Here is a 23,124-nt window from a genome sequence, read left to right on the forward strand (position 1 = left end):
AGCGCATTCTACAAGATGCCACAGGTCAAGAAAAGCCATACAAAGCCTATGACAGTAATAAGATTAAACTGATCGTGCGCAATTATTGCCATAACAGCATTGACGGCTTACATGCGGATGGTTAGCGTTACCGGTTACGAAGTAAAAACGTGTCTGAGGAGATGACCACGTGATGCATTTGCCCCCGCGCAAGTTACTGCGCCTTTTACCCCTTGCCAGCGTGTTACTAGCTGCATGTACCATTAACAAACCACAAGGTCCGGGCCCAAGCACCACGTCACCGCAATGGCAGCAGCATCAGCAAGCCGTGGCGAAAATCAGCCAGTATCAGACGCGCGGTGCGTTCGCTTACCTGTCGGATAAGCAAAAAGTGTATGCACGCTTTAACTGGCAGCAAACCGCTGCGGATCGCTATCGCCTGCTGCTGACCAATCCGCTTGGCAGCACCGAATTGCAGTTGGATGCGCAAGGTTCCGTGGTGCAGATCGTGGATAACAAAGGCAAGCGCTACGTGAGTAACGATGCAGAGAAGATGATTTCACAGCTTACCGGCATGGATATCCCGCTCGCCAATCTGCGTCAGTGGATGATGGGCTTGCCGGGCGATGCCAGCGATTATCAGCTGAATAACCATTACCAGCTGCAAAGCCTGAACTACAGCCGCAACGGTCAGCAGTGGAAAGTGAACATCTCTGATTACGACAGCAAAGTGAATCCGCCGCTGCCGGCGAATCTGGAGCTGTCTGAAGGCGGTCAGCGCATCAAATTACGCATGGATAGCTGGACCACCCAATGATCACCACGTGGCCCGCGCCGGCAAAACTGAATCTGTTCCTGTATATCACTGGCCGTCGTGCTGACGGCTACCACAATCTGCAAACGCTGTTTCAGTTCCTCGATTACGGTGACACGCTGGAAATCACACCGGACAGCAGCGGCAAGATAACGCTGCTGACGCCGCTGACTGGCGTGCCGGATGACGAGAACCTGATTGTGCGTGCTGCGCAGGCGTTAAAAACCGTTGCCGCTGCGCGTGGCACCTTGCCCGCGCAGGCCGGTGCCAGCATCGCGCTGGAGAAGGTTTTGCCGATGGGCGGCGGGCTTGGCGGCGGCTCTTCAGATGCGGCAACGGTGTTAGTGGCGCTGAATCATCTGTGGCAAACCGGATTAAGTGTTGCTGAGCTGGCGACGATTGGCATCAAACTGGGCGCGGATGTGCCCGTGTTTATTGGAGGTCACGCGGCCTTTGCAGAAGGCGTGGGCGAACTATTGCAGCCGGCTGAACCGGCAGAAAAATGGTATCTGGTGGCGCATCCAGGCGTGAGCATCGCGACGCCTGATCTGTTCCGCGATCCCGAACTGACGCGCGATTCACCAATCCGCACATTAGATGAACTGTTACAGCGTCCTTTTCACAATGATTGTGAGGCTGTGGCAAGAAAACGTTTTCGTAAGGTTGATGAGCTGCTTTCCTGGCTGCTAGAATACGCGCCGTCGCGCCTGACTGGGACCGGAGCTTGTGTGTTTGCTGAATTTGACACCGAATCCGACGCACGTCAGGTGCTGGAGCTTGCCCCGAAATGGATTTGCGGATTTGTGGCGCGCGGGCTTAACCTCTCGCCGTTGCAGCGCACACTTTCTGGGCTAAAAGCGTCTACGTGACAGTGTCACCCGTTCCAGACACTGCATGTTGCGCATTAACACACCCGTATGAACATGCTCTTTGGTATTCGCCGGTTACTCTAGAGCCGTTCATTCTCTGGACGCCAAGCCTGAGGTTCTTCTCGTGCCTGATATGAAGCTATTTGCTGGTAACGCCACCCCGGAACTAGCACAACGTATTGCCAACCGCCTTTACACTAGCCTCGGAGACGCCGCTGTTGGCCGTTTCAGTGATGGTGAAGTAAGTGTACAGATTAACGAAAATGTACGCGGTGGTGATATTTTCATCATCCAGTCCACCTGTGCCCCCACCAACGATAATCTGATGGAGCTGGTTGTGATGGTCGACGCCTTGCGTCGGGCTTCTGCTGGTCGTATTACTGCTGTCATTCCTTACTTTGGCTATGCGCGTCAGGACCGCCGTGTGCGTTCTGCTCGTGTACCGATCACCGCCAAAGTGGTTGCCGATTTCCTTTCTAGCGTGGGCGTTGACCGTGTTCTCACCGTTGACCTGCATGCTGAACAGATTCAGGGCTTCTTTGATGTCCCGGTGGATAACGTCTTCGGCAGCCCAATCCTGCTGGAAGATATGCTGCAAATTGGCCTGGAAAATCCCATTGTAGTTTCCCCAGACATCGGTGGCGTAGTGCGTGCCCGCGCCATCGCCAAACTGCTCAACGATACCGATATGGCTATCATCGACAAACGCCGCCCGCGCGCGAACGTTTCGCAGGTGATGCACATTATTGGTGACGTTGCGGGTCGTGACTGTGTACTGGTCGACGATATGATCGACACCGGCGGTACGCTGTGCAAAGCGGCTGAAGCGTTGAAAGAGCGCGGCGCGAAACGTGTTTTCGCTTACGCTACTCACCCAATCTTCTCCGGCAACGCGGTGGAAAACCTGCGTAAGTCGGTGATTGACCAGGTGATTGTCTGCGATACTATTCCGCTGTCTGAAGAGATGAAATCTCTGCCAAACGTGCGTACTCTGACGCTGTCTGGCATGTTGGCCGAAGCGATTCGTCGTATCAGCAACGAAGAATCAATCTCCGCGATGTTTGAGCATTAATTCATCGCGTGAAACCGGGCCTCGTGCCCGGTTTTTCTTTGCACCCTGCCCTCAATCTGACTCACCGATTAAGCCACTTTCGCCATTGATATTTGCGCGATAAATTTCGTTAAATCTCGCTATTCTCGCTGCCATCCACTCTTTTCTGGTGACTCGCATTGCCGCCCTTTAGCGGTCCAATGTTTAATGCTATTTTCTTCCCACTTTTTCCCCGAGCTCCGACCACTATGACTCTCGACCTCTACACGCTGTTTGTTTGCGAGCTCTTTGTGCTGGGGTTTTTGAGTATCATTTTGATTTTTGCCTGGGTCGGTGCGCAGTACGATCGCGTATTGGGCTGCACCACGCTGGCGCTGGTTTTAACCCTGGCGGCGGTGTTCCTTAGCAGCTTACGCAGTGCGGGATTCCATTTTTTACCGGTCGCGGTCGGCAACGTCATGCTGTTGCTGGCTTATGGCAATCTGCTCAATGCCTTCCGCATCTTCTGCGGAAAAGCAATTGGCCTCAGCTGGTTAGGCGGCGGTTTGTTGTGGGCGATTTTGTGCCTGTTCCCCGCGTTTTATCACAGCCAGCCGAAGCGCGTGCTGGTGGTTTGCCTGCTGTGCATCATCTATACCGGCGCGCTAATCCGCTTGCTGTGGCGCGTGCGCGCGTCGTTGACCGTCACCTTTTGGCCGGCGCAAATCCTGCTATGGATCCATTTGCTGTTTCACGTGGCGCGTATCTTTCTGGACGATGCGGTGGCGACGCCGGTGCGCGGTGCGATTGGCGGTTCCAGCTTCTCGGTGTATGTGATTCTTGAATCGATCCTGTTTGTTATTGGCCTGAGTTTCACCATTCTGGCGATGGTCAACGAACGCACGCAAATCGCCCACAAGCTAGCATCAATGCACGATCCGCTCACCAGCGTGTGGAATCGCCGCGCGCTGTTCGAGCAGGCCGATAAAATGATATTGCGCAGCGCGCGACAGTCACAACACTTTGTCTATAGCGCGGTGCTGTTCGATCTGGACCATTTTAAAAGCATCAATGACCGTTTCGGCCATCAACAAGGCGATCAAGTATTAATCGATTTTTGTCAGGTGGTGCAGGCGTTGATGCCGGAGAGTGGCCATTTTGCCCGTTTGGGTGGCGAGGAGTTCGCGGCGATCATTCCCGGCGATGCCGAGCAGGCGCAGCGGGTGTGTGAACGTATTCGTTTAGCGACACAGCTGTCGCAACCCAACGACGTGCGTTATACCGTCAGCATCGGTTATGCCACCGCGCTGCAGCCTGGCGAACCCTTCCCGCTGTTGCTGGCGCTGGCCGATGAAGCATTGTACCGTGCAAAAGCCAGCGGCCGTAACCGCATCGAACGTTATCTCGCGCAGTTACAGCCGCTGCAGCAAACCGTACTCACTTAATGTGATGAGTGATTGCGACGGCAACGCTTATCGCCGTAATGACGTAACCAGTAATAACGATCTTCCACGCGCTCACGTCCGCTGACGCGCGCGCCCACCAGCCACAGTAAAGCGCCAACGAAGATGCTGAACATCGCACCGTGCGCGAGGAATTGCGGCAGGTTGAGTGAAGGAAGCTGGTTAATAATGGAATAGCCGACGCCTAACACCATCGTCAGTAAACCCAAACACATCAAACCGTTACCTACAAAGCGGCAATTTTGACGTTTCATGATCCACCTCCATCCTTTTAAAAGCAAAACAGCACGTATGGTTAACTAGCCATAAGCTTAGGCAATACCTGCCGCTTAAGTTGTGTACAGGATCACATATCCTTCACAACCTTTGACAAATCTTTACCGCCAGTGCCTTGATTTCGATAGAAAATGATTAGTCACGTAGAGACATTATCTATGGCGCATGGCCTTTGTCATCCGTGCCGCCAGGCAGTAAACTATCGCCCTTTCCGCAGCAAGACAGGATAAACATCGTGAGCAGCATTAAACTGATTGTGGGGCTGGCCAATCCCGGCGCTGAATACGCCGCAACCCGCCATAACGCTGGCGCCTGGTATGTCGATTTACTGGCGAGCCGCAACAATCAGTCGTTAAAAGACGAGCCAAAGTTTTATGGCTACACCGCGCGCCTGTCGCTGGCGGGAGAAGATGTGCGCCTGCTGGTGCCCACCACTTTTATGAATCTCAGCGGCAAAGCGGTGGCGGCGATGGCGACTTTTTATCGCATTGCGCCAGAAGAGATTTTGGTAGCGCACGATGAGCTGGATTTACCGCCGGGCGTGGCGAAATTCAAGCAAGGTGGCGGCCACGGCGGCCATAACGGCCTGAAAGACATCATCAGCAAGCTGGGCAACAACAATAATTTTCACCGTTTACGCGTGGGTATTGGTCATCCTGGCGACCGCAATAAAGTGACCGGTTTCGTGCTGGGTAAGCCGCCAGCCAGCGAACAAAAGCTGATTGATGATGCCGTAGACGAAGCGGTGCGCTGCACCGAACTGTGGCTGAAAGAAGACAAGATTAAGGCGATGAACCGCCTGCACGCGTTCAAGGCGGGCTAAGGCCAATTCCCGCGCCGCAGAAGGCAATTCTGTGTATAATGCGCGAAATTTTTTGAATCTGTCGGCGCTATCCAATAGCGCTGCGCACTCAGTGAGAAAGGTAATCAGACCATGGGATTTAAATGCGGTATTGTGGGCCTGCCGAACGTCGGTAAATCCACCCTGTTCAACGCGCTAACTAAAGCGGGTATCGAAGCAGCCAACTTTCCGTTCTGCACCATCGAGCCAAACACCGGTGTGGTGCCAATGCCCGATCTGCGCCTCGATCAGCTGAGCGAGATTGTTAAGCCACAGCGCGTCGTGCCCACCACCATGGAATTCGTCGATATCGCCGGTCTGGTGAAAGGCGCGTCCAAAGGTGAAGGCCTGGGCAACCAGTTCCTGACTAACATCCGTGAAACCGAAGCCATCGGTCACGTGGTGCGCTGCTTTGAAAACGACAACATCATCCACGTTGCGGGTAAAGTTAACCCGGCGGAAGATATTGACGTGATCAACACCGAGCTGGCGCTGTCGGATCTCGACACCTGCGAACGTGCGATTCAGCGTTGCCAGAAGAAAGCCAAAGGCGGCGACAAAGATGCTAAAGCAGAACTGGCTGCGCTGGAGAAGTGCCTGCCGCACCTGTCAGAAGCGGGCATGCTGCGCGCACTGAATCTGGATGCTGACGAGAAAGCGGCAATCCGCTACCTCAGCTTCCTGACGCTGAAGCCAACCATGTACATCGCTAATGTCAACGAAGACGGTTTCGAAAACAATCCGTACCTCGATCAGGTGCGTGCGATTGCCGAAGCCGAAGGTTCGGTGGTGGTGCCAGTGTGTGCTGCCGTTGAGTCTGATATCGCTGAGCTGGAAGATGACGAACGCGACGAGTTCATGGCTGAACTGGGTCTGGAAGAGCCGGGCCTGAACCGCGTGATCCGCGCCGGTTATGCGCTGCTCAACCTGCAAACCTACTTCACCGCAGGCGTGAAAGAAGTGCGTGCATGGACCATTCCTGTTGGCGCCACAGCGCCACAGGCGGCGGGTAAAATCCATACCGACTTCGAGAAAGGCTTTATCCGCGCTCAGACCATCGCGTTTGAAGATTTCGTTGCCTTCAAAGGCGAACAAGGCGCGAAAGAAGCCGGTAAAATGCGCTCAGAAGGTAAAGAGTACATCGTTAAAGATGGCGACGTGATGAACTTCTTGTTCAACGTCTAATCTCTTAACCGCAATAAAAAGCCCAGTTTCTTAACTGGGCTTTTTTTATAACCAAAATCTCACGTCTTTCAGGCCGCTTTGTCCGTCATCGCCACCCGCGCATCCAGCTCTTCAGGCGTTTTCAGGAATGGCGTCAATACGCCGCTCAGAACATAAAGCCCGGCATAAATACCCAGCACCCCGCCCGCGCCCAGCGATGAGTAGAACAGCGCAGTGATGGCAGGTGCGATAAAGGCGCCGAGACCTGCGCCCAGATTCAGCACCGACATGGCCGCGCCCTTGCTGTCCGGGGCCAGCAACGGGAACAGCGCCGACAGCGGCACATAACCGGCCATGGTAATACCGCACAGGCACAGCACCAATGCCATCACATAGAAGTTGTGACCCAGCAGCTGCGGCACGGCCCAGACCAAAATCAGCACCGCGGCATAGCCAAAGCCACCAACCCACATGATGGTGGTTCGCCAGCCAAACTTATCGCCGAAGAAGCCAAAGAACAAGTTGGCGAAAATCGCCACCAGGAACACCGCCGACCACATATGCAACCATTCGGTTTTACTGTAGCCGAAACTGATCAGATAGAGCGGCAGGAAGGTCGCCAGACCATATTGGGCGATGCCGTTGACCGATTTCACCACCAATCCCATCGCAATCACCGGACGCTGCAAAATGGTGATGCCTTTAATTAACTCCGCCGCGCTGAAAGGATGAATTTCAGATGCCGGTACCACGTCGCGGTTCACCCAAATGCCTAACACGGAGCCGACGACCACAAATACCATGCCGACCCACAGCACATGAATTTCGCCCATCACCGGCAATGCCAGCGATGAGAAGAACGGACCGATGACGCTCAAACCCAGCGAGAAGGTAAACCAGAACCAACCCACCGCGGTAGAACGGCGCTCCACCGGCGTGCTGTAGTTAATCCAGATGAGAAACGAGTAGGCAAACAGCGGATAACCGATGCCGCGAATGGCATAAAACGGCAGCATCCAGGCCATGTGCATGGTCTTGAGGCCAACACCGATAAACCCGATACTGCCGATAACAAAGGTGATCAACCCATACAGCATCACTTTGCGCGGGCCAAGGGTTTGCACCAGTACGCCGGTCACCCAGGCCGCCAGCGTCACGGTGACACCGTATGCGGTGATCAGATAAGAGGCTTGCGCGACAGACAGCCCTTTATCCACCAGCCAGATGGCAATCCACGCTTGTTCTACGCCATCGCCGATCATGAATATCGCGAGGCCGATATAGCCCCAAAGCAAGTTTTTAGGCAAACCTATTTTGTCGAACATAGTTTCCCCCAGTGTCAGACACTGACTGGTGGTAGTTAATAGAGGTAAGTTTTGATTTTGTTTTTATTCAGCGATGATTTTCATCAGCATGCCCTGCACTTTCAGCGCATCCTGGCTTTTAATCAGCTGATCGATCTCATCAATGCTCAGGCGGTCGATAAAGCTGGAGAGCGCTTTATACATGCGAATGTTTTGCGCACATTCGGCAACCGGATCTTCACGGCTTGGGAAGGTATCGAAATAGATCAGGCCACTGAAGTTGACGCGTTTTGCGTAATAGATGTATTCCAGCGTCTGCATCAGATGCACTGAACCCAGCATCAATCCATCATCAAAATGGCCATAACCATCATTCAGGTGGAAGCCCACCAGACGGTTTTTGCGTGCCGACTGGAACAGTGAGAAAGCGGGATTCTCTTTCTTCATGATCATGTGACAGAAATCGAGGGTAATACCGAGATTGTCGGAGCCTACATCATCAATCAGCATCAGCGTTGAAGAGACATCACCAATAAAGGAGAAGGTGCGCGGTTCATACGGCTTATATTCAAAACTGAATTGCATATCCGCGTGTGCCTGGGTCACGGTCTGTAGTGCGCTGACCAGCCACTCATAGGCGCGGAAGTAATCCTGCTGGAATGGATAATCGTAACCATCATAGCCAAACCACAGCGTGACGGTATTGCCGCCGAGGTATTTGCACATCTCTGCGGCTTCGAGGGTAATTTCGATCGCTTTTTTACGCAGTGCGGCATCAGGATTGGTGAATTCACCCTCGATGAACTCTTTGTTATAACGCAGAGCGATGCCGCCCACCTGCAAATTGTTATCAGCGATGGTCTGTTTAATCAGCGCTTTATCCTGACCAATAAAGTGCTCCGGATAATTCAGCTCAATATGCGTCAAGCCCGCAACGCTACCCATACGCGTAATAAGATCGCAAGTATCCATTTTGTTCTTCGCCGCAAACAGATCGGCTCTGGAGCGAAATGAATTTATACGTGATGAGAATTTCATTTTTTAAATTACCTTTAATGGGATTTCCATTTCCTTATAAATGAGAATATTCATCAGGTAAATGCGATCAGCTAAATACTACCGCTAATAAAATAAACGATAGATTTATAATAGTAAAAATTTTACTGCTAGAAAAATCATTGTAATACAATAGGTTAAATGGCCATTTTACTGTTAATGAAATAACAGTCGCAATAAGGATACTTTTATTTTACTAACAGTAAAATGCATCAGTAAAACGTTTTACAGTGTGTGATCCAGTTAACACTTTTCCCCTAAATGCCATGCTAGCTTAGCGACAACTTTTTTAATGGGCGCGCAAAATGCATAATCGACTTAAAGGCAATGAGATATTCCTGCTGGCTCGCACCCTTGCGCCTGAGCTGGGAAAAAAGGAACGTTCAATTGCACGTTTTATTGACGACAATCCGCAGTCTTTATCTAAAATGTGCATCACTGATATTGCGAATTATCTGAATGTTAGCGTCTCGAGCATTACTAAAGTATCGAAGAAACTCGGTTTTACCGGTTTTCACGATCTGAAAATCAATATCGCCCGGCAAGTCAGCACGCAGGAAGATATCATCGATATTCCGGTAATCCCGGATTCAGAAAAATATGTCGAGCAGGTGATTGAAAGCACCTTTTTAAATTCGGTGCTGGCACTGCAGGATTCCCTGAGCGTGATTAACAGTGCCGTGATAAAAGCAGTGGCGTATCTGTTTATTAATAAACCAGAAAGCGCACGCATAGTTATTGCCGGGTGCGGTGGTTCAGGTTCTATCTGTGATGACTTCAATCATAAGCTGCTGAAGATCGGCATCTTCTCGTCGGTGTTTAGTGACAGCCACAAGCAGCTGATGACCGCCTCATTGATGCAACCCGGCGATATCCTGCTGGCGATTTCTCACTCCGGCCAAACCACGGACATTATTCAGATGGTAAAAGCGGCGAATGAGAACGGCGCAGAAACCATCTGCCTGACCAATTATCCCAACAGCCCACTGAGTTTAATTGCCCGGCACTCGATTATCTCGTCGGTTAAAAACAATCCAATTACCGGAGAGAACGCCACCACGCGCATTGTGCATCTGAATATTCTGGATGCCATCTTTACCCTTATCGCCAGCAAGACCAGCGAAAAAAGTCAGACCAGTTTACACAACACCAGAAATGCGGTTGCGTCCAAGCGCACCGCCAATTAAGGGCCGAAATGATGAAACATAATATTGTTGTTATTGGCAGTCTTAACTACGACATTCTTGTCCAGCAGGATCGCCTGCCGGAAATTGGGGAGACGTTTACCGGCAACGAATTAATGTTGATGCCGGGCGGTAAAGGGGCAAACCAGGCGGTTCAGTGCGCCAAGCTGGGGCTGAACGTCAATATGGTGGGCTGTGTGGGCAATGATATTTATGGCAGCGAACTCATAAAATCGCTGAATGAAAACGGGGTATCGGTAGATAACATTAGCCAGCGCGGAAAAACCTCCGGCATTGGCATCGTGCAGATTCTGGAATCCGGCGATTATTGCAGCACCATTATTAAGGGCGCAAACTACCTGATTAGCGAACCCGATATTCACGATGGATTATTTAGCGATCGGCCTCTGTTAATCCTGCAGTCGGAAATTCCCGATCGTGTGGTTGAACGAGCCATCAGCGTGGCACGCCGTCATGATTGCCAGATTTTGCTCAACAACGCGCCGGCGCGCGAAATCTCTCCGCAGGCGCTGAGTCAGGTCGATTTACTGGTGGTGAATGAGACCGAAGCCAGCTTTATGAGTAAAACCGCTGTCACTTCGGTTAAAGAGGCGATGGCCTGTGCGGCAGCGCTACAGCAGAAGGTGAATGGCCGGGTGATTATCACGCTGGGCGAGAAAGGCGCGGTGTTATCCGGTGATGCCGGTGCCAGACATTATCCTGCCGTGTTCTGTCCGGATGTGGTGGATACCACCGGCGCAGGGGATTCCTTTATTGGCGGCATCGCCTATTGCCTGGTGAACAACATCGATTTGGAAGAAGCGATTCCTTTCGCGGCTGAAATCAGTTCCTGCTCAATCCAGAAATATGGTGGTCAGAGTTCTTTCCCGATGCTGCCTGATGTGGCGCACGCGCTGACGCAAAATCGCCAGCACCTGTTTGGCCGAAAAATACGGACCTGAAGCTCTGAACGGCACCTTTACAACATCAGACCATATACTTCGCAGCCTTCGTAAACGCCGATTAAGTACTGGCGCGCACCACAAAGTGCCAGTCCATCATAATGCGTTGAGCCGGCGAATCAGGTTGATCGATCTTATTCAGCAGCAAGGTAAACGCCTTGCGCCCCATAGCGCGCGACGGCTGCGCCAGCGTGCTCAGCGGCGGCGTGACCATTTCGGCGAGGTCGGATCCATCAAATCCCGTCACCGCTATATCCTGCGGCACGCGCAGCCCGGCGGCATGAATGGCTGACAGCGCGCCCGCCGCTAAGGTATCCGACACGGCAAACACGGCATCTGGACGCTCGGGCGCTGCCAGCAAGGCCTCCATCGCCTGTTTACCGGCATTAAAACTCAGCTCGGTGGCGTACGTGATGGCCTGCCAGCTGCGCGCTTCATGGATAAGTTGCTGCTGATAACCCGCTTGCCGCAGCTGCGCATATTTATAGCTGAGATCGTGGTTGATTAAGGCAATACGCTGTCGTCCCCTGCCCGCCAGAAACGCCACGACGTGCTTTGATGCCTGCACATCATCAATGCCCACGCAGGAGACATCACCGGCATCGGCATATTCCGCGCATTGCACCCACGGCGTTTCGCCAATCAGCTGCGCCAGTTCTGGCAACTTACTGAACGCATCCATAGTGATAATGCCATCCACCATTTTCCCGGCCAGCAATTGCAAACTGGAGCGGGAGCGCTCGATATCTGAGCCAGAATTGCACAACAGAATGCGATAACTGTTTTTCTCCGCCTGCTCCTCAATGCCTTTTACCAACTCGGCACAAAAGGGATTGGAGATATCCGACACCATCACGAGAATCATTGAGCTACGTGCAGTTCGCAACTGACGCGCTAATAAATTTGGCTGGTAATTACTCGCTTTAATAGCGTGCAGGACTTTCTCACGATTCAGCGCTTTTACCGTATCGCTGTTATTCAGTACTCGTGAAACTGTCGCCACAGAAACGCCCGCTAAGCGGGCGATTTTTTGGATGGACATGCTTGCAACTCTTGCTCAGTCAGATACTACGGAGGCTAGCATAATTTCGCGCCCGCCTTAATCATGCGACTTTGCCGCATTTAACCCCAACTGGGCGCGGATGCTGGCCGCCTGCTGCGGTTGTGCGGCAAAGTCATCAAATGCCCGTTCGGCCACCGGAATGATGTGGCGACGAATGAAGTCGGCGCCCTCGCGCGCGCCGGTTTCCGCCTCTTTCAGGCAACACTCCCACTCCAGCACCGCCCACCCGGCATAATCGTACTGCGCCAGCTTGCTGAAAATGGCCGGGAAATCGATCTGTCCGTCGCCGGGTGAGCGGAAGCGACCAGCACGATCTATCCAGCGCTGATAACCGCCATACACGCCGCTGCGTCCGTTCGGCAGATATTCGGCATCTTTAACGTGAAAGGCCTTAATGCGCTGATGGTAGATATCGATGAACTGCAGATAATCGATATGCTGCAAGTGCAAGTGGCTGGGATCGAACAAGATGTTGCAGCGCGGGTGATTGTTCACCAACGCCAGGAAGCGTTCAAACGTCACGCCATCATGCAAATCCTCACCGGGATGGATCTCGTAGCAGACATCAATGCCGTAGCGATCAAACTCGTCCAGCACCGGCAGCCAGCGCCGCGCCAGTTCTGAGAAAGCTTCACTCAATAGCTGAGGATTGTGTGGCGGCCACGGATAGAGATATGGCCAAGCCAGCGAACCGGAGAACGTCGCGTGGGCCTGCAATCCCAGGTTGGCTGACGCGGCCGCTGCCAGCTTCACCGTCTGAATCGCCCACGCGGTGCGCTTTTCTTTGTCGCCGTGCAAGGCGGCGGGGGCAAAGCCGTTGAAGGCGCGATCGTGCGCCGGATGGACGGCAATCAGCTGGCCTTCCAGGTGCGTCGATAATTCACTGATCTGCAAGCCGTAGTTGGCCAGCAAACCCGTCACTTCATCGCAATAGGTTTGACTGGTTGCGGCGCGCGGCAGATCAAAAATTAGCGGGTGATTACAAGGCATCTGCAGCGCCTTGTAACCGAGCGCAGAGGCCCATTGCGCCAACCCTGCCAGCGAATTAAATGGTGGCTGTTGCCCAATAAACTGCGCGAGAAAAATTCCCGGTCCTTTTAACGTTTTCACCTACACCTCCCGTCAATCAAACCGCTTCATCCCGGTATTTAAAGGTGAAGAGGAAAAGAACGGCGATCGCCGCCGCGGCAATCGCGGGGATCCACCAGAATGTTGCCCAGTTTTGCGCCGTGCCCTGTCCGGCAATCAGGCGGTTATACAGCGCGCCCGAGATCTGCGAACCCAGCAGCATGCCAATACCGTAGGTGAACATCACCACCATGCTCTGCGCCTGCCCTTTCACTTTCTCGCCGGCGATGCGGTCGGTGTAGATAAAGCCCACCACAAAGAAGAAGTCATAACAGACACCGTGCAGCAGAATGCCCATGTAGATCAGTGCGCGGCTTTCATCGTTCATGCCCATGGCAAACAGCGCGTAGCGCACAAACCACGCCACCATGCCGACCAGCAACATGTATTTGACGCCAAGGCGGCGGAACAGCAGCGGGATCACCAGCATGAAGACGATTTCCGACATCTGACCAAATGACATCGCGGTACTGACGTTACTCACGCCCGCATCCGCCAGCCAGGACGCGGTGTAGGCGTAATAGGTGCCGAGCGGGATGGAGATCAAGGTGGCGCAGAGAGCAAAGACGAAGAAGTGACGGATTTTCAGCAGCGCAAAGGCATCCGCGCAGAACAGATCGCGCACTTTTAGCGGCATGCCTTTCGCCGGTGCAGGCGTATGCGGCAGCGTGAGACTGTAAATTGCCAACGCCACCGAGCAGATTGCGGCCAGGGTGAAAATCGCGGTACTGGAGGCGATGCCGGTAACACCAATAAAGATGCCCGCCACAATCCAGCCAATGGTGCCGAACACCCGCACCACCGGAAAACTTTTGTCACTGCTGGCCAGGCTGTGAAAGGCAATGTTGTTAGAGAGCGCCAGCGTCGGCATAAAACACAGCGTATAGCCAAACAGCAAGCCAATCAGCAGCGCGCCGTTTTCGGCCACCAGCGCGCCCGGGACAAACCATAAAATCACCGCGCCCGCCAGGTTCATCACCGCCATGACTTTCTGTGAAGGGAAGAAGCGGTCAACCAACATGCCCAGCACAAACGGCGACAGTATTGAGGCGATCGGCCCTGCTGAGAAAGCATCACCAATCAGCAATGACATGTTGTGCTGCGTCATCACCAGCCCGAGCGTTACGGACCAGCTTCCCCAAATGAAAAACTGCATGAACATCATCAATGACAAGCGGGGAATCAGCAGACGCTGCTGCCTCACCGCAATCTCAGAACCTGTAGTTGTCGAAACCATGCTGACCTCGCGCCAAAAAGAAATCGATTACATTCCACAGAGAGAAACAAAGTAATCGATTACTTTGAGCAGTTCCTGGTGACCGATCACAATTCTTTTACAAGTGACCCGAGCATCACCGAGCGGCTTAGGCTGACAGTGATTGCACGCGCAGCCTTGCTGATTTGCACTATCCTGTGCGGGAGAGATTTTAATGACGATTCAGAGGAATGGGATGAGCGCCGATAACGAACATGAAAACAGTGCAGAAACGCTACTGCAAAGCGGGCAAGCCTGGAATGGCCAGCATATTGAACACTATCCAGCCGGTAAGCCCGAGATCACGGTGATGAAGATGACCATTCCTGCACATTCCGAGCTGCCGTGGCATACGCATCCTATGCCGAATACCGCGTATATTTTATCGGGATCGCTGACTATCGAAGACAAAGCCAGCGGCGAGACTAAAACGTTTAACGCTGGCGAAGCCTTTAATGAATCCATCGACATTGCCCATCGTGGTTTCACCACGGATCAGCGTGCCGAGCTGATTATTTTCTACGCCGGGGTTGAGGGCATGGAACTCTCTATTCCGCTGCCGGGTGAAGAAGCCGAATATTAATTATTCAGCAGCGCCTGTTTAAACGAATAGATATGCACCCGCGCCGCCTCTTCCGCTAGCTCGGCATTTCCCTGCTCCAGCGCCGCAATGATCGCTTCGTGTTCGGCGATGACTTCGTTCATGTGCGCAGCGCTGGAAAGCGTGGTGGCCCAGAAGCGCTGCGCCTGCGCGTGGATAATGCTGAGAATATCGGCCAGCCGACCGTTGGCGGCGATGTCCGCCAGTACCTGATGAAATTCGCGGTCCAGCAGCATCATCTGTTCGCGATCGCGTGAGGCGCTGGCATTGGCAATGCGCTGATTCATCTCCCGCAGATAGACGATCTGCGCCGCATTGACCCGCTGCGAAGCCAGCCGCAAGCACAGCGCCTCATTCACCAGACGCACCTCAATTAACTCCAGCGCATCATCAATTGACAGCGGCGACACCATCACGCCCTTGCGCGGGATAATCTGCAACAGCCCTTCCGTCTCCAGCCGATGCACCGCCTGATTCACCGGCGTTCTGCCCATCTCAAGATCATCCATCACCTGCGCGATATTGAGATAGTCGCCCGGTTTGTAGCGCAGCGTGATCAGCCGGTGCTTGAACGCCAGATAGGCGCGCTCGTTAAGCGAAATGCTTTTCGGGGTCGTCGGCGAGCTCACATTTTCAGCCATCACATTACTCATCACGCAAATCCTTATTAGGTAACTGAGACATATTACACAAAAACCTGGCATGAAAATGGCTAGATTGAAATCACAGTGAAATTTCACACGCATTTCTCACCTGGAGTTCGATCCCATGCAATTACGGTTTACAACAGATTACGCCGATGCGGCAGTGCTGGATGTTGAGATTAATCAACTTGTTATCGCGGGCTGGGTAGGACGCGATCAGAAAGCGGTGCTGCACCATATCAGGGAGCTGGAAGCGCTGGGCGTGCCCGCTCCTGGTGCAGTGCCGCTGTTTTATCGCGTCGCAACCAATCAATTAACTCAGCAAACTCAGCTGGAGGTGGTCGGCGATCAGACGTCCGGTGAAGCTGAACCCTTTGTGTTTTTCCATCGCGGCGAATATTGGGTTTCGCTGATTTCTGATCATACCGATCGTCATCTGGAAACGTTCAGCGTAGCGCTATCTAAACAGGCGTGCGTCAAACCGGTGGCCGGTCACGCGTGGCGCATGGCGGACGTCAAAGCGCACTGGGATCAACTGGAGCTGCGCGCCTGGATCAACGTCAACGGTGATTGGGTGACTTATCAGCAAGGCGCCCTCTCCTCGCTGCTGACGCCGATCGATCTGTTGAGCCGCTATTTTGCCGCGGGCCAGGTTGAGGAAGGTTTCGCCATGTCGTGCGGCACGCTCAGCGCCATCGGCGGGATTCGTCCTGCCAGTGAATTCCGTATGGCGCTGCACGATCCGGTGCTGAACCGCACGCTGGAACACACCTACATCACTGGCTCGCTGCCGGTTATCGCCTGAGGTTCCCTATGACAACGTTATGGCAAGCGAGCCAGCAGCTGCTCGCCGGGCAAATCAGCCCTGAAACCCTGACCCAGGATGCACTGAGTGCCATTGCAGCGGAAAGCGGAGAAGGCAAACGCGTCTACACCAAGGTATATACCGCTGCTGCGCAGCAGCAGGCCGCACAAGCCGGCGCGCGCTGGCAGCAGCAACAGCCACGCAGCGCGATTGATGGTCTGCCCATCAGCATTAAAGATCTGTTTGATGTCGCCGGAGAAGTCACCACCGCCGGCTCCCGCTTGCTCAGTAGCGCCAGCCCAGCCACGGCGAACGCCAGCATGGTGGATCGGCTGCAGCAGGCCGGTGCCGTCATCGTTGGCAAAACCAATATGAGCGAGTTCGCCTTCACCGGCCTCGGCGTCAATCCGCATTACGGCACACCCGCCAATCCGTGGCAGCGCGCGCAGCAGCGCATTCCGGGCGGTTCCTCTTCCGGTGCGGCAGTCGCGGTGAGCGACGGCATGTGTCTGGCGGCGGTTGGCACCGATACCGGCGGTTCGGTGCGCATTCCGGCGGCGCTGTGCGGCTTAACCGGCTTCAAACCGAGCGCCAGCCGCATCGATCAACGCGGAACGCTGCCGCTGGCGGCATCGCTCGACAGCATCGGTGTGATCGCTCACGACGTGCGCAGCTGCTGGTTGCTCGATAGCGTGATCGCCGATCGGCCCCTCACAATCGATGAGCGGAATCTTTCAGAAGCGCATTTCGTCATCCCGCAGACGCGCGTGCTGGCTGACCTTGACGAACACGTCAGCGCCGCCTGGCTGCATGCGCTTGATGTGCTGCGCGCGCAGGGCGTGAAAATCACCGAGCTGCCGCTGCAAGAGCTGGCAGAACTGGACTCCATTAACGCGCGTGGCGGCATTACCGCGTGGGAAGCCTGGCAATGGCATCAGCATTACGCCCAATCCCAGCCAGAAGCCTACGATCCGCAGGTTCTGACGCGCATTAATCGCGGCAGCTTACTGAACGAAGAGGATGCCGCCGAACTTTACCAACTGCGCGCCGACTGGAAACAGCGCGTCGAGCAGGCGGTTGCGCCTTTCGACGGCATCCTGATGCCGACGGTGCCGTTGATCGCGCCGACGCTGACTGAGCTCGACGATCCCGCGCGCTACATGCAGGTCAACCTGCTGATGCTGCGCAACACCAGCGTGATCAACATGCTGGATGGCTGTTCGATTTCTCTGCCTTGTCATCAGCCCGGCGCTGCGCCTGTTGGCCTGATGCTCTCTTCCACCCATGGCAACGATGCTGCGTTACTCAGCTGGGCTGCCGCGATTGAAACCACCCTGAAACGGAGTAGCTGATCATGACTCAACCCCACGGCATGCTGTTTGTCGCCACCCATATCGATGCTGCAGATGAAGCGGATTTCAACCAATGGTACGACCACGAACACGTTGAAGAGCGCGTGGCCATCAGCGGCTTTCTTAGCGGCACGCGTTATCAGGCGGTGGATGCCGAACGCAAATACCTCGGCCTGTATGAAACCGTATCGCTGGAAGCCTTTACCAGCGCGGATTATCACGCCGCCTTCACGCGCCAGACCGAATGGTCGGTGAAGAACCTCAGCAAAATGGTCAATCCGATGCGCCGCGTCTGCGCCATATCGCATCAGCATGGACAAGGCACCGGTAGCCATCTGGCGGTGCTGACCTTAAAAGCGGGTACAGATGTTGCATCGCTAGGCAGCTGGCAAAGCAGCGTGCAGCAAACGCCCGGCTATATCGCCTCACGTTTGCTGACGCCTGACACCACGCTGAGCTCGCCGCTGCCACGGGAAACCAGCGCAACGCGACCAATGCATCCGATGCTGCTGCTGACCTGCCGCGACGCCCAGGTGTGTAAAACCCTCGCCGCCGATGCCGCGCAGGCACTCAACGCGGACGTACAGCTCTACTCCCTCAGCTGGCAGTTAACCCAACAGGAGATGGCTCATGGCTAATACCGATTCAACGTTGCCGCACGCGTCAGGCGCGCGCGCCAGCCACAGCAAAACCGGTCGCCTCGCGGCGGCCAGCTCCATCGGTACCGCGCTGGAGTGGTATGACTTCACGGTCTACAACATCATGGCGGCGCTGGTGTTTAACCACGTCTTTTTCCCCAGCTTTGATCCGCTGGTCGGTACCATTCTGGCGTTCTCCACCTATGCAGTCGGCTACATTTCCCGTCCGGTGGGCGGCTTTATCTTTGGTCATCTCGGCGATGTCGCCGGGCGTAAAGCAGTATTGATCACCACCCTGGTGATTATGGGCGTCACCACCGCGCTAATGGGCCTGCTGCCTGGCTATGCGGTGTGGGGCATCTGGAGTCCAGTGCTGTTGGTGGCCTTACGCTTTATTCAGGGTATTGCATTAGGCGGCGAATGGGCCGGTGCAGTGTTGCTGTCGATGGAGCATGGCGATGCCAACAAGCGTGGCCGTAACGCCTCGTTTGCGCAGGTAGGTCCCTCGTGCGGTACCTTGATTGGCACCGGATTTATCACGCTGGTAACGGTTGCGTTGAGCGGCGAGCAGTTTCAGGAGTGGGGATGGCGCATTCCGTTCCTGCTGAGTCTGCTGCTGGTGATGTTTGGCTTATGGCTGCGTCGCGGCGTAGAAGAGACGCCAACCTTTGTCGCGATGCAGCAGGCGGAGAAAACCACGCATACGCCGCTGAAAGAGGTGTTTGTTCGCTATCCGCGTGAGCTACTGATCGCTGGCGGTTCACGTATCGGCTCCGACGTGTTGTATGCGTTGGTGGTGGTGTTCACCCTCACCTACGTCACCACCGTGCTGCAACTGCCGCGTCCGCTGGCGTTAATGGCCACTATGCTCGGCGCAATTGGCAATGCGATTACGGTGCCGATGTTTGGTGCGCTCTCTGACAAGCTCGGCCGTCGTCCGGTCTACATTGCCGGTGCGCTGCTGGCAATCGTTTGGTCGTTTGTGTTCTTTGTGCTGCTGGATAGCTCACAGCCGGTGCTGATTGTGCTGGCGGTCATTGGCGGCTTGCTGATTCATGCGGTGATGTACGGACCGCAGGCGGCGTTTGTCACCGAACAGTTCCCCAGCCACGTGCGCTACGCCGGATCGTCACTGGCTTACACGCTGGCAGGAATCATTGGCGGTGGCTTTGCGCCCCTGATCATCACGACCTTGTATAAAGAGATGGGCAGCACGCTGTGGGTATCGCTGTATGTCAGCCTGGCGTTGCTGATCACGCTGTTTGCGCTGTGGAAGGCAAAAGAGACCGCGCATCGCCCGCTTTAATCAGAGAGGTGTTTGGCGAGGGATTGCCAGACTTCAGCAGAGGAGAACAACAAGGCGCGGCACGCGCGACCCTATTAGTGCAGTTTTTTCGCCAGGATACGAATGGCTTTCTCGCAGGCGACTTTGGTTTTGCTGTCGGTGGAGCGCAAACTTAGGCGATACAACGCGCCTATGAGTTCCTGAACGGTAAGCGCTTCATCAGGACGCAGGATACGTGTCACTACCCTGCCCACCAATGCGCGAATCTCTTCCGTAATATCTGAATCTTCGTCTTTCACTTGCCCTCCGTCTTTACGCTTCGCTTATTTAGGAAGTATCCGACTCCTAATTAGACAAATTTTAGTCCAGCAGCTTCATAACTAACTTGATGGTTTCTGGTTCATCTTTTACATCGGTGATCTTGCCCACAACGCGCATGCCAAAGGCGATGCAGAGGATCAATCCCGCGGCGGTGTCCACATCCAGATTGGGCGTGACCGAGCCATCTTCCTGGCCCAGTTTGAGCAGCGAGGCGAGGAAGTTTTTATTACGAATGACCGCTTCACTCACCAGTTGCGAAAGATCGTCATCCAGCACCTGCAGCTCTACCGCGCTGCCCACCACTAAACAGCCGGTGCGACCTTCCACCGCCCGCGCGGAATCAAGGTAAAACTGCAGCAGCTCGCCGAGCTTCTCGCGGCCGCTGGTGAACTGTGCCAGACGCTGGCGCAGATCGGCATTACGCACCGAAAGATAGCGTTCAAACACCAGCAGAAACAAGCTGCGTTTATCTTTAAAAGCTTTGTAGATGCTGCCCGCTGTCAACCCCATCGCTTCGCCCAGATCGTTAAGTGAAGCCGCATGAAACCCCTTCTGACGAAAAACAATCATGGCTTTGTCCAGAGCCTGTTCGATATCGAACTCTCTTGGGCGGCCACGTTCTCTGCTTTTCATGTCGGTGGGTTGCGTTTTACTCATACGGATGGCATCAGGGAATGCGGGTTTCCAAAAGTTGACGGAAATGTCTTATCGGCGGTTACTATATCGCAACCCGGCATTGTCTGTATAGCCGGGCAAACATAATGCCTTATAGAGCAAAGAGTTAGAGAATCACTTTTTGCTATTAACGGCTTTTTTCTCCACGCTGGCTCACACATTCGCAAATTTATGAGTCAGCTCACAGCTCAGGCAAGCAAAGCGCAAATCCTGTGCCAGGATTAATTCACCCGCTGGCATCAGGCCAGCGAAGGGCAGCACACAGTCACCACGAAATAGGGAGATCAACATGAACGAAGATCGTATTAGCGGCAACTGGAAGCAGTTCAAAGGGAAAGTGAAGGAAAAATGGGGCGACCTGACCGATGATGACATGACCGTGGTTGAAGGAAAACGCGATCAGCTGGTCGGCAAAATCCAGGAACGCTACGGTTATGAAAAAGACCGTGCGGAGAAAGAAGTTAAAGAGTGGGAAGATTCGAATAAGTACCGCTGGTAACGCCGCGCCGTTATGCCGGACAACCTTTGTCCGGCATACAGCGATCAGTGCTGCGTTGAGTCATCCGCCGAAACGTTTTTCGCCCTAAAGCTCATCACGTTCTCTTCCGATTGCTCAACCTTGTCGGCTGTGCTGCTGTTCGTCACCAGCTCTAAAGCCAGTCTGGCGATCCGTACCTCTTCCGCCGTCACACCCGCATGTATCATCTTCTCTAATTGCGCGAGCAGCGTGGTACGCGAAACCGGCGCATCCTGGTTAAATAATTCCATCACCGCATCACCAATCGCGATGTCGCATAACTGTTTGTCATTACTGTTTTTCATGGGCTCTCTGTAATCGTCTCAACCAACCCTGGCCGGGGGATCCTGACGTGGCTGAGCATACCCACTGAGAAAAAAACGTCAAATACAAAAAAATGTCGATGCAATCGAAAATGCTTCGACATACAACGCTTGCGGCAGCTGAACGTCACGCCGCAAACGTTAGTCTGGCTTAGCCGCTAACCCGCTCCTGCAGAGCAGCAGGATAACGTTCAACAATCACTCTGTAAGTTCCGCATCGCCGTGCAGCTCGCGCGCCATGATCGGCATGGCGGGCAGATAGATATCCGTGGAAAACGAAGTGATCACCATTAACCCACTCAGAATGAGGATAAACGGCAAACCACTCGACTTGACGGTAAAGGATTACGTACGCATTGAGGCGTGATCCATGTTGAATTCCAGCGAGATCGAATTCATCCATGTTAGCGGATGTGATTGTGAAGATAATGGCGTGAAATGACGTTGCGCCAGGGAGGAAAATCATTAATCAAAGTTGCCGCATATCGTGATCTGCTATGCCTGGAAATAATCCAGATGCCATGAGACACTCTGGCTTATCCTGTCAAAATATCTATTTCACGCCATGAAAACATTTCTGATTATTGTGCCCGACGGCGGCATGCTGTTTGAAGCGGCAGGTATCGCCGATATCCTGATGCGCGCCAATCAGCATCTGCCGGCTGGCGTCGATCAGCAGCGCTATCGCGTCAGCCTCGCCACCACCCAATCGCATCAGGTGATCCATGGCCAATCCGGCCTCAATCTATTAGCCGACCTCAAACTGGCCGATCTCGATCCGCGCACTGCGTGGGACACCATCATGATCACCGGGCGAGGCGACAGCGTGGAAGAAGGCAATATGGTGGTCGATTTCATCAAGCTGGCGGCTCCGCAGGCGCGTCGCGTGGTGTCGGTATGTGGCGGCGCGATGCTGCTGGCGGAATCCGGCTTGCTGGCAGGTCGCCGCGCCACCACGCACTGGCGCTTGCTCGATACCTTGCAATCGCGCTATCCAGCGATTCAGGTGGAAGGCGGTCCGCTGTTTATTCAGGACGGACCGATCTGGACCTCCGGCGGCGTCAGCTCGGGCTTTGACCTGACATTAGCGCTGGTGGAAGAGGATTTCGGCTTTAGCGTGGCGCGTGATATTGCGCAGGACATGGTGATGTATCTGCGCCGTCCCGGCGGACAGATGCAGTTCAGCCGTTTTCATCTGCAGACGCCGAGCGGCATTGGCCCGATCGCTGAACTGCAGCGCTGGATCCGCGCCAACCTCGCCGAAGATCTCTCTGTCGAGAAACTGGCGGAGCGCGTCGCCATGAGCCCGCGCAACTTTACCCGCGTGTTCACCCGTGAAACCGGCGCGCCGCCCGCGCACTATGTGGCCGAAGCGCGTCTCGCCGCCGCGCGTGAACAGCTGGAGCAAAGCAACGACACGCTGGATCGCATCGCGCAACAGACCGGCTTTGGTAGCAGCATCAATTTACGCCGCAGCTTTGAGCGTCAGCTCCATCTCACGCCGGGCGAATATCGCCAGCGCTTCCACTGCCGGAAATTGGCGTAAAGTGATCCTTTTTTGGCGTTTACGCCATC

The 23,124-nt window shown here is 54.3% G+C and carries 25 protein-coding genes and 1 pseudogene; 15 read left to right on the forward strand and 11 right to left on the reverse strand.

Annotation, left to right across the window (positions count from 1 at the left end; translation table 11 throughout):
- Positions 1–172 precede the first annotated feature (172 nt).
- From lolB to ACVLVH_RS05965, 4 genes are all read left to right on the forward strand, one after another.
- Positions 173–796 (forward strand): lipoprotein insertase outer membrane protein LolB, encoded by a 624-nt coding sequence (gene lolB / locus ACVLVH_RS05950; RefSeq protein WP_137386885.1) that lies wholly within the window; start codon positions 173–175, stop codon positions 794–796.
- Positions 793–1,662, forward strand: coding sequence for a 4-(cytidine 5'-diphospho)-2-C-methyl-D-erythritol kinase (gene ispE, locus ACVLVH_RS05955; RefSeq protein ID WP_217546367.1), 870 nt, complete (start codon positions 793–795; stop codon positions 1,660–1,662). The genes lolB and ispE overlap by 4 nt, the downstream gene beginning before the upstream one ends.
- A gap of 124 nt (positions 1,663–1,786) precedes the next feature.
- A complete protein-coding gene (gene prs / locus ACVLVH_RS05960) occupies positions 1,787–2,734 on the forward strand; it encodes a ribose-phosphate diphosphokinase (RefSeq protein WP_006118899.1) in 948 nt (315 codons plus the stop codon).
- Between the two features lie 227 nt (positions 2,735–2,961).
- A complete protein-coding gene (locus ACVLVH_RS05965) occupies positions 2,962–4,137 on the forward strand; it encodes a GGDEF domain-containing protein (RefSeq protein ID WP_309834302.1) in 1,176 nt (391 codons plus the stop codon).
- Here ACVLVH_RS05965 and ychH read toward each other — a convergent pair.
- Positions 4,134–4,409 (reverse strand): stress-induced protein YchH, encoded by a 276-nt coding sequence (gene ychH, locus ACVLVH_RS05970; protein WP_061723496.1) that lies wholly within the window; start codon positions 4,407–4,409, stop codon positions 4,134–4,136. The two genes, ACVLVH_RS05965 and ychH, sit on opposite strands and share 4 nt — an antisense overlap.
- 257 nt (positions 4,410–4,666) lie before the next feature.
- On the opposite strand from ychH, the gene pth reads away from it, so the two are divergent.
- On the forward strand, positions 4,667–5,254 hold the full coding sequence (gene pth / locus ACVLVH_RS05975; RefSeq protein ID WP_008107639.1) for an aminoacyl-tRNA hydrolase: 588 nt from the start codon (positions 4,667–4,669) through the stop codon (positions 5,252–5,254).
- A gap of 111 nt (positions 5,255–5,365) precedes the next feature.
- Positions 5,366–6,457 (forward strand): redox-regulated ATPase YchF, encoded by a 1,092-nt coding sequence (gene ychF, locus ACVLVH_RS05980; protein ID WP_008107633.1) that lies wholly within the window; start codon positions 5,366–5,368, stop codon positions 6,455–6,457.
- A 68-nt stretch (positions 6,458–6,525) separates the two neighbouring features.
- Here ychF and ACVLVH_RS05985 read toward each other — a convergent pair whose 3' ends face one another.
- Both ACVLVH_RS05985 and ACVLVH_RS05990 read right to left on the reverse strand, forming a co-directional pair.
- Positions 6,526–7,761: an MFS transporter gene (locus tag ACVLVH_RS05985; protein WP_110866351.1), complete on the reverse strand. Its 1,236-nt coding sequence runs from the start codon at positions 7,759–7,761 to the stop codon at positions 6,526–6,528.
- A 63-nt stretch (positions 7,762–7,824) separates the two neighbouring features.
- The gene (locus tag ACVLVH_RS05990; protein ID WP_312463311.1) at positions 7,825–8,778 is read right to left on the reverse strand and encodes a sugar phosphate isomerase/epimerase family protein; all 954 of its coding nucleotides are present in this window, start codon (positions 8,776–8,778) and stop codon (positions 7,825–7,827) included.
- A gap of 323 nt (positions 8,779–9,101) precedes the next feature.
- Here ACVLVH_RS05990 and ACVLVH_RS05995 point away from each other — a divergent pair, with 323 nt between their 5' ends.
- On the forward strand, positions 9,102–9,983 hold the full coding sequence (locus ACVLVH_RS05995) for an SIS domain-containing protein (protein ID WP_137385979.1): 882 nt from the start codon (positions 9,102–9,104) through the stop codon (positions 9,981–9,983).
- A gap of 11 nt (positions 9,984–9,994) precedes the next feature.
- Entirely contained in the window at positions 9,995–10,942 is a 948-nt protein-coding gene (locus ACVLVH_RS06000; RefSeq protein ID WP_309836660.1) for a ribokinase, read from the forward strand.
- 61 nt (positions 10,943–11,003) lie between these two features.
- Here ACVLVH_RS06000 and ACVLVH_RS06005 read toward each other — a convergent pair whose 3' ends face one another.
- The 3 genes from ACVLVH_RS06005 to ACVLVH_RS06015 are packed head-to-tail and all read right to left on the reverse strand — an operon-like array spanning position 11,004 to position 14,370.
- Positions 11,004–11,984, reverse strand: a complete 981-nt coding sequence (locus ACVLVH_RS06005) for a LacI family DNA-binding transcriptional regulator (RefSeq protein WP_110866355.1) — start codon at positions 11,982–11,984, stop codon at positions 11,004–11,006.
- A 57-nt stretch (positions 11,985–12,041) separates the two neighbouring features.
- Positions 12,042–13,115, reverse strand: coding sequence for a sugar phosphate isomerase/epimerase family protein (locus ACVLVH_RS06010; RefSeq protein WP_309834293.1), 1,074 nt, complete (start codon positions 13,113–13,115; stop codon positions 12,042–12,044).
- 16 nt (positions 13,116–13,131) lie between these two features.
- Entirely contained in the window at positions 13,132–14,370 is a 1,239-nt protein-coding gene (locus ACVLVH_RS06015; RefSeq protein ID WP_277973708.1) for an MFS transporter, read from the reverse strand.
- A 214-nt stretch (positions 14,371–14,584) separates the two neighbouring features.
- On the opposite strand from ACVLVH_RS06015, the gene ACVLVH_RS06020 reads away from it, so the two are divergent.
- Positions 14,585–14,971 carry a cupin domain-containing protein gene (locus ACVLVH_RS06020; RefSeq protein WP_167391207.1) on the forward strand — a complete coding sequence of 129 codons (387 nt, stop codon included), beginning with the start codon at positions 14,585–14,587 and terminating at the stop codon, positions 14,969–14,971.
- Here the strand turns inward: ACVLVH_RS06020 and ACVLVH_RS06025 are convergent.
- Positions 14,968–15,642 (reverse strand): GntR family transcriptional regulator, encoded by a 675-nt coding sequence (locus ACVLVH_RS06025; RefSeq protein ID WP_137385984.1) that lies wholly within the window; start codon positions 15,640–15,642, stop codon positions 14,968–14,970. The genes ACVLVH_RS06020 and ACVLVH_RS06025 overlap by 4 nt on opposite strands.
- Before the next feature lie 115 nt (positions 15,643–15,757).
- Between ACVLVH_RS06025 and ACVLVH_RS06030 the strand changes: the two genes are divergently transcribed.
- From ACVLVH_RS06030 to ACVLVH_RS06045, 4 genes are read left to right on the forward strand one after another with little or no spacing between them, the layout of a single operon-like run.
- Positions 15,758–16,438 (forward strand): DUF2848 domain-containing protein, encoded by a 681-nt coding sequence (locus tag ACVLVH_RS06030; RefSeq protein WP_498948961.1) that lies wholly within the window; start codon positions 15,758–15,760, stop codon positions 16,436–16,438.
- Between the two features lie 8 nt (positions 16,439–16,446).
- Entirely contained in the window at positions 16,447–17,790 is a 1,344-nt protein-coding gene (locus ACVLVH_RS06035; RefSeq protein ID WP_498948962.1) for an amidase, read from the forward strand.
- 2 nt (positions 17,791–17,792) lie between these two features.
- The gene (locus tag ACVLVH_RS06040) at positions 17,793–18,428 is read left to right on the forward strand and encodes a DUF4286 family protein (protein WP_192411654.1); all 636 of its coding nucleotides are present in this window, start codon (positions 17,793–17,795) and stop codon (positions 18,426–18,428) included.
- Positions 18,421–19,734 (forward strand): MFS transporter, encoded by a 1,314-nt coding sequence (locus ACVLVH_RS06045; protein WP_222233300.1) that lies wholly within the window; start codon positions 18,421–18,423, stop codon positions 19,732–19,734. The genes ACVLVH_RS06040 and ACVLVH_RS06045 overlap by 8 nt, the downstream gene beginning before the upstream one ends.
- Positions 19,735–19,808: 74 nt before the next feature.
- Here the strand turns inward: ACVLVH_RS06045 and ACVLVH_RS06050 are convergent, their stop codons facing one another.
- Both ACVLVH_RS06050 and ACVLVH_RS06055 read right to left on the reverse strand, forming a co-directional pair.
- Positions 19,809–20,012 (reverse strand): hypothetical protein, encoded by a 204-nt coding sequence (locus ACVLVH_RS06050; protein ID WP_101764092.1) that lies wholly within the window; start codon positions 20,010–20,012, stop codon positions 19,809–19,811.
- 61 nt (positions 20,013–20,073) lie between these two features.
- A complete protein-coding gene (locus tag ACVLVH_RS06055; protein WP_137385989.1) occupies positions 20,074–20,691 on the reverse strand; it encodes a TetR/AcrR family transcriptional regulator in 618 nt (205 codons plus the stop codon).
- A gap of 307 nt (positions 20,692–20,998) precedes the next feature.
- Between ACVLVH_RS06055 and ACVLVH_RS06060 the strand changes: the two genes are divergently transcribed.
- On the forward strand, positions 20,999–21,208 hold the full coding sequence (locus ACVLVH_RS06060; RefSeq protein ID WP_007892931.1) for a CsbD family protein: 210 nt from the start codon (positions 20,999–21,001) through the stop codon (positions 21,206–21,208).
- Positions 21,209–21,252: 44 nt separating this feature from the next.
- Here the strand turns inward: ACVLVH_RS06060 and ACVLVH_RS06065 are convergent, their stop codons facing one another.
- Together ACVLVH_RS06065 and ACVLVH_RS06070 are read right to left on the reverse strand one after the other, a co-directional pair.
- Positions 21,253–21,531, reverse strand: coding sequence for a hypothetical protein (locus tag ACVLVH_RS06065; RefSeq protein ID WP_101764090.1), 279 nt, complete (start codon positions 21,529–21,531; stop codon positions 21,253–21,255).
- Positions 21,532–21,753: 222 nt separating this feature from the next.
- Positions 21,754–21,870, reverse strand: a pseudogene (locus ACVLVH_RS06070) (Bcr/CflA family drug resistance efflux transporter); the annotation flags it as partial.
- A 244-nt stretch (positions 21,871–22,114) separates the two neighbouring features.
- Between ACVLVH_RS06070 and ACVLVH_RS06075 the strand changes: the two are divergent.
- Complete coding sequence (locus tag ACVLVH_RS06075; RefSeq protein WP_498948963.1) at positions 22,115–23,095, forward strand: GlxA family transcriptional regulator; 981 nt, start codon at positions 22,115–22,117, stop codon at positions 23,093–23,095.
- The last annotated feature ends 29 nt before the right edge of the window (positions 23,096–23,124 follow it).

The organism is Kluyvera sp. 1366 (genome assembly GCF_054823405.1).

Bases quoted from the DNA above. Each gene is read 5' to 3' on its own strand.
- ACVLVH_RS06005 (WP_110866355.1), bottom strand. From the start codon at position 11,984: ATGTCCATCCAAAAAATCGCCCGCTTAGCGGGCGTTTCTGTGGCGACA.
- ACVLVH_RS06075 (WP_498948963.1), top strand. From the start codon at position 22,115: ATGAAAACATTTCTGATTATTGTGCCCGACGGCGGCATGCTGTTTGAA.
- ACVLVH_RS06060 (WP_007892931.1), top strand. From the start codon at position 20,999: ATGAACGAAGATCGTATTAGCGGCAACTGGAAGCAGTTCAAAGGGAAA.
- ACVLVH_RS06035 (WP_498948962.1), top strand. From the start codon at position 16,447: ATGACAACGTTATGGCAAGCGAGCCAGCAGCTGCTCGCCGGGCAAATC.
- ACVLVH_RS06040 (WP_192411654.1), top strand. From the start codon at position 17,793: ATGACTCAACCCCACGGCATGCTGTTTGTCGCCACCCATATCGATGCT.
- ychF (WP_008107633.1), top strand. From the start codon at position 5,366: ATGGGATTTAAATGCGGTATTGTGGGCCTGCCGAACGTCGGTAAATCC.
- lolB (WP_137386885.1), top strand. From the start codon at position 173: ATGCATTTGCCCCCGCGCAAGTTACTGCGCCTTTTACCCCTTGCCAGC.
- ACVLVH_RS06020 (WP_167391207.1), top strand. From the start codon at position 14,585: ATGAGCGCCGATAACGAACATGAAAACAGTGCAGAAACGCTACTGCAA.
- ACVLVH_RS05965 (WP_309834302.1), top strand. From the start codon at position 2,962: ATGACTCTCGACCTCTACACGCTGTTTGTTTGCGAGCTCTTTGTGCTG.
- ACVLVH_RS05995 (WP_137385979.1), top strand. From the start codon at position 9,102: ATGCATAATCGACTTAAAGGCAATGAGATATTCCTGCTGGCTCGCACC.
- ACVLVH_RS06000 (WP_309836660.1), top strand. From the start codon at position 9,995: ATGAAACATAATATTGTTGTTATTGGCAGTCTTAACTACGACATTCTT.
- ACVLVH_RS06015 (WP_277973708.1), bottom strand. From the start codon at position 14,370: ATGGTTTCGACAACTACAGGTTCTGAGATTGCGGTGAGGCAGCAGCGT.
- ACVLVH_RS05985 (WP_110866351.1), bottom strand. From the start codon at position 7,761: ATGTTCGACAAAATAGGTTTGCCTAAAAACTTGCTTTGGGGCTATATC.
- ACVLVH_RS06025 (WP_137385984.1), bottom strand. From the start codon at position 15,642: ATGAGTAATGTGATGGCTGAAAATGTGAGCTCGCCGACGACCCCGAAA.
- ACVLVH_RS06055 (WP_137385989.1), bottom strand. From the start codon at position 20,691: ATGAGTAAAACGCAACCCACCGACATGAAAAGCAGAGAACGTGGCCGC.
- ACVLVH_RS05990 (WP_312463311.1), bottom strand. From the start codon at position 8,778: ATGAAATTCTCATCACGTATAAATTCATTTCGCTCCAGAGCCGATCTG.
- ACVLVH_RS06065 (WP_101764090.1), bottom strand. From the start codon at position 21,531: ATGAAAAACAGTAATGACAAACAGTTATGCGACATCGCGATTGGTGAT.
- ACVLVH_RS06045 (WP_222233300.1), top strand. From the start codon at position 18,421: ATGGCTAATACCGATTCAACGTTGCCGCACGCGTCAGGCGCGCGCGCC.
- ispE (WP_217546367.1), top strand. From the start codon at position 793: ATGATCACCACGTGGCCCGCGCCGGCAAAACTGAATCTGTTCCTGTAT.
- ACVLVH_RS06030 (WP_498948961.1), top strand. From the start codon at position 15,758: ATGCAATTACGGTTTACAACAGATTACGCCGATGCGGCAGTGCTGGAT.
- ychH (WP_061723496.1), bottom strand. From the start codon at position 4,409: ATGAAACGTCAAAATTGCCGCTTTGTAGGTAACGGTTTGATGTGTTTG.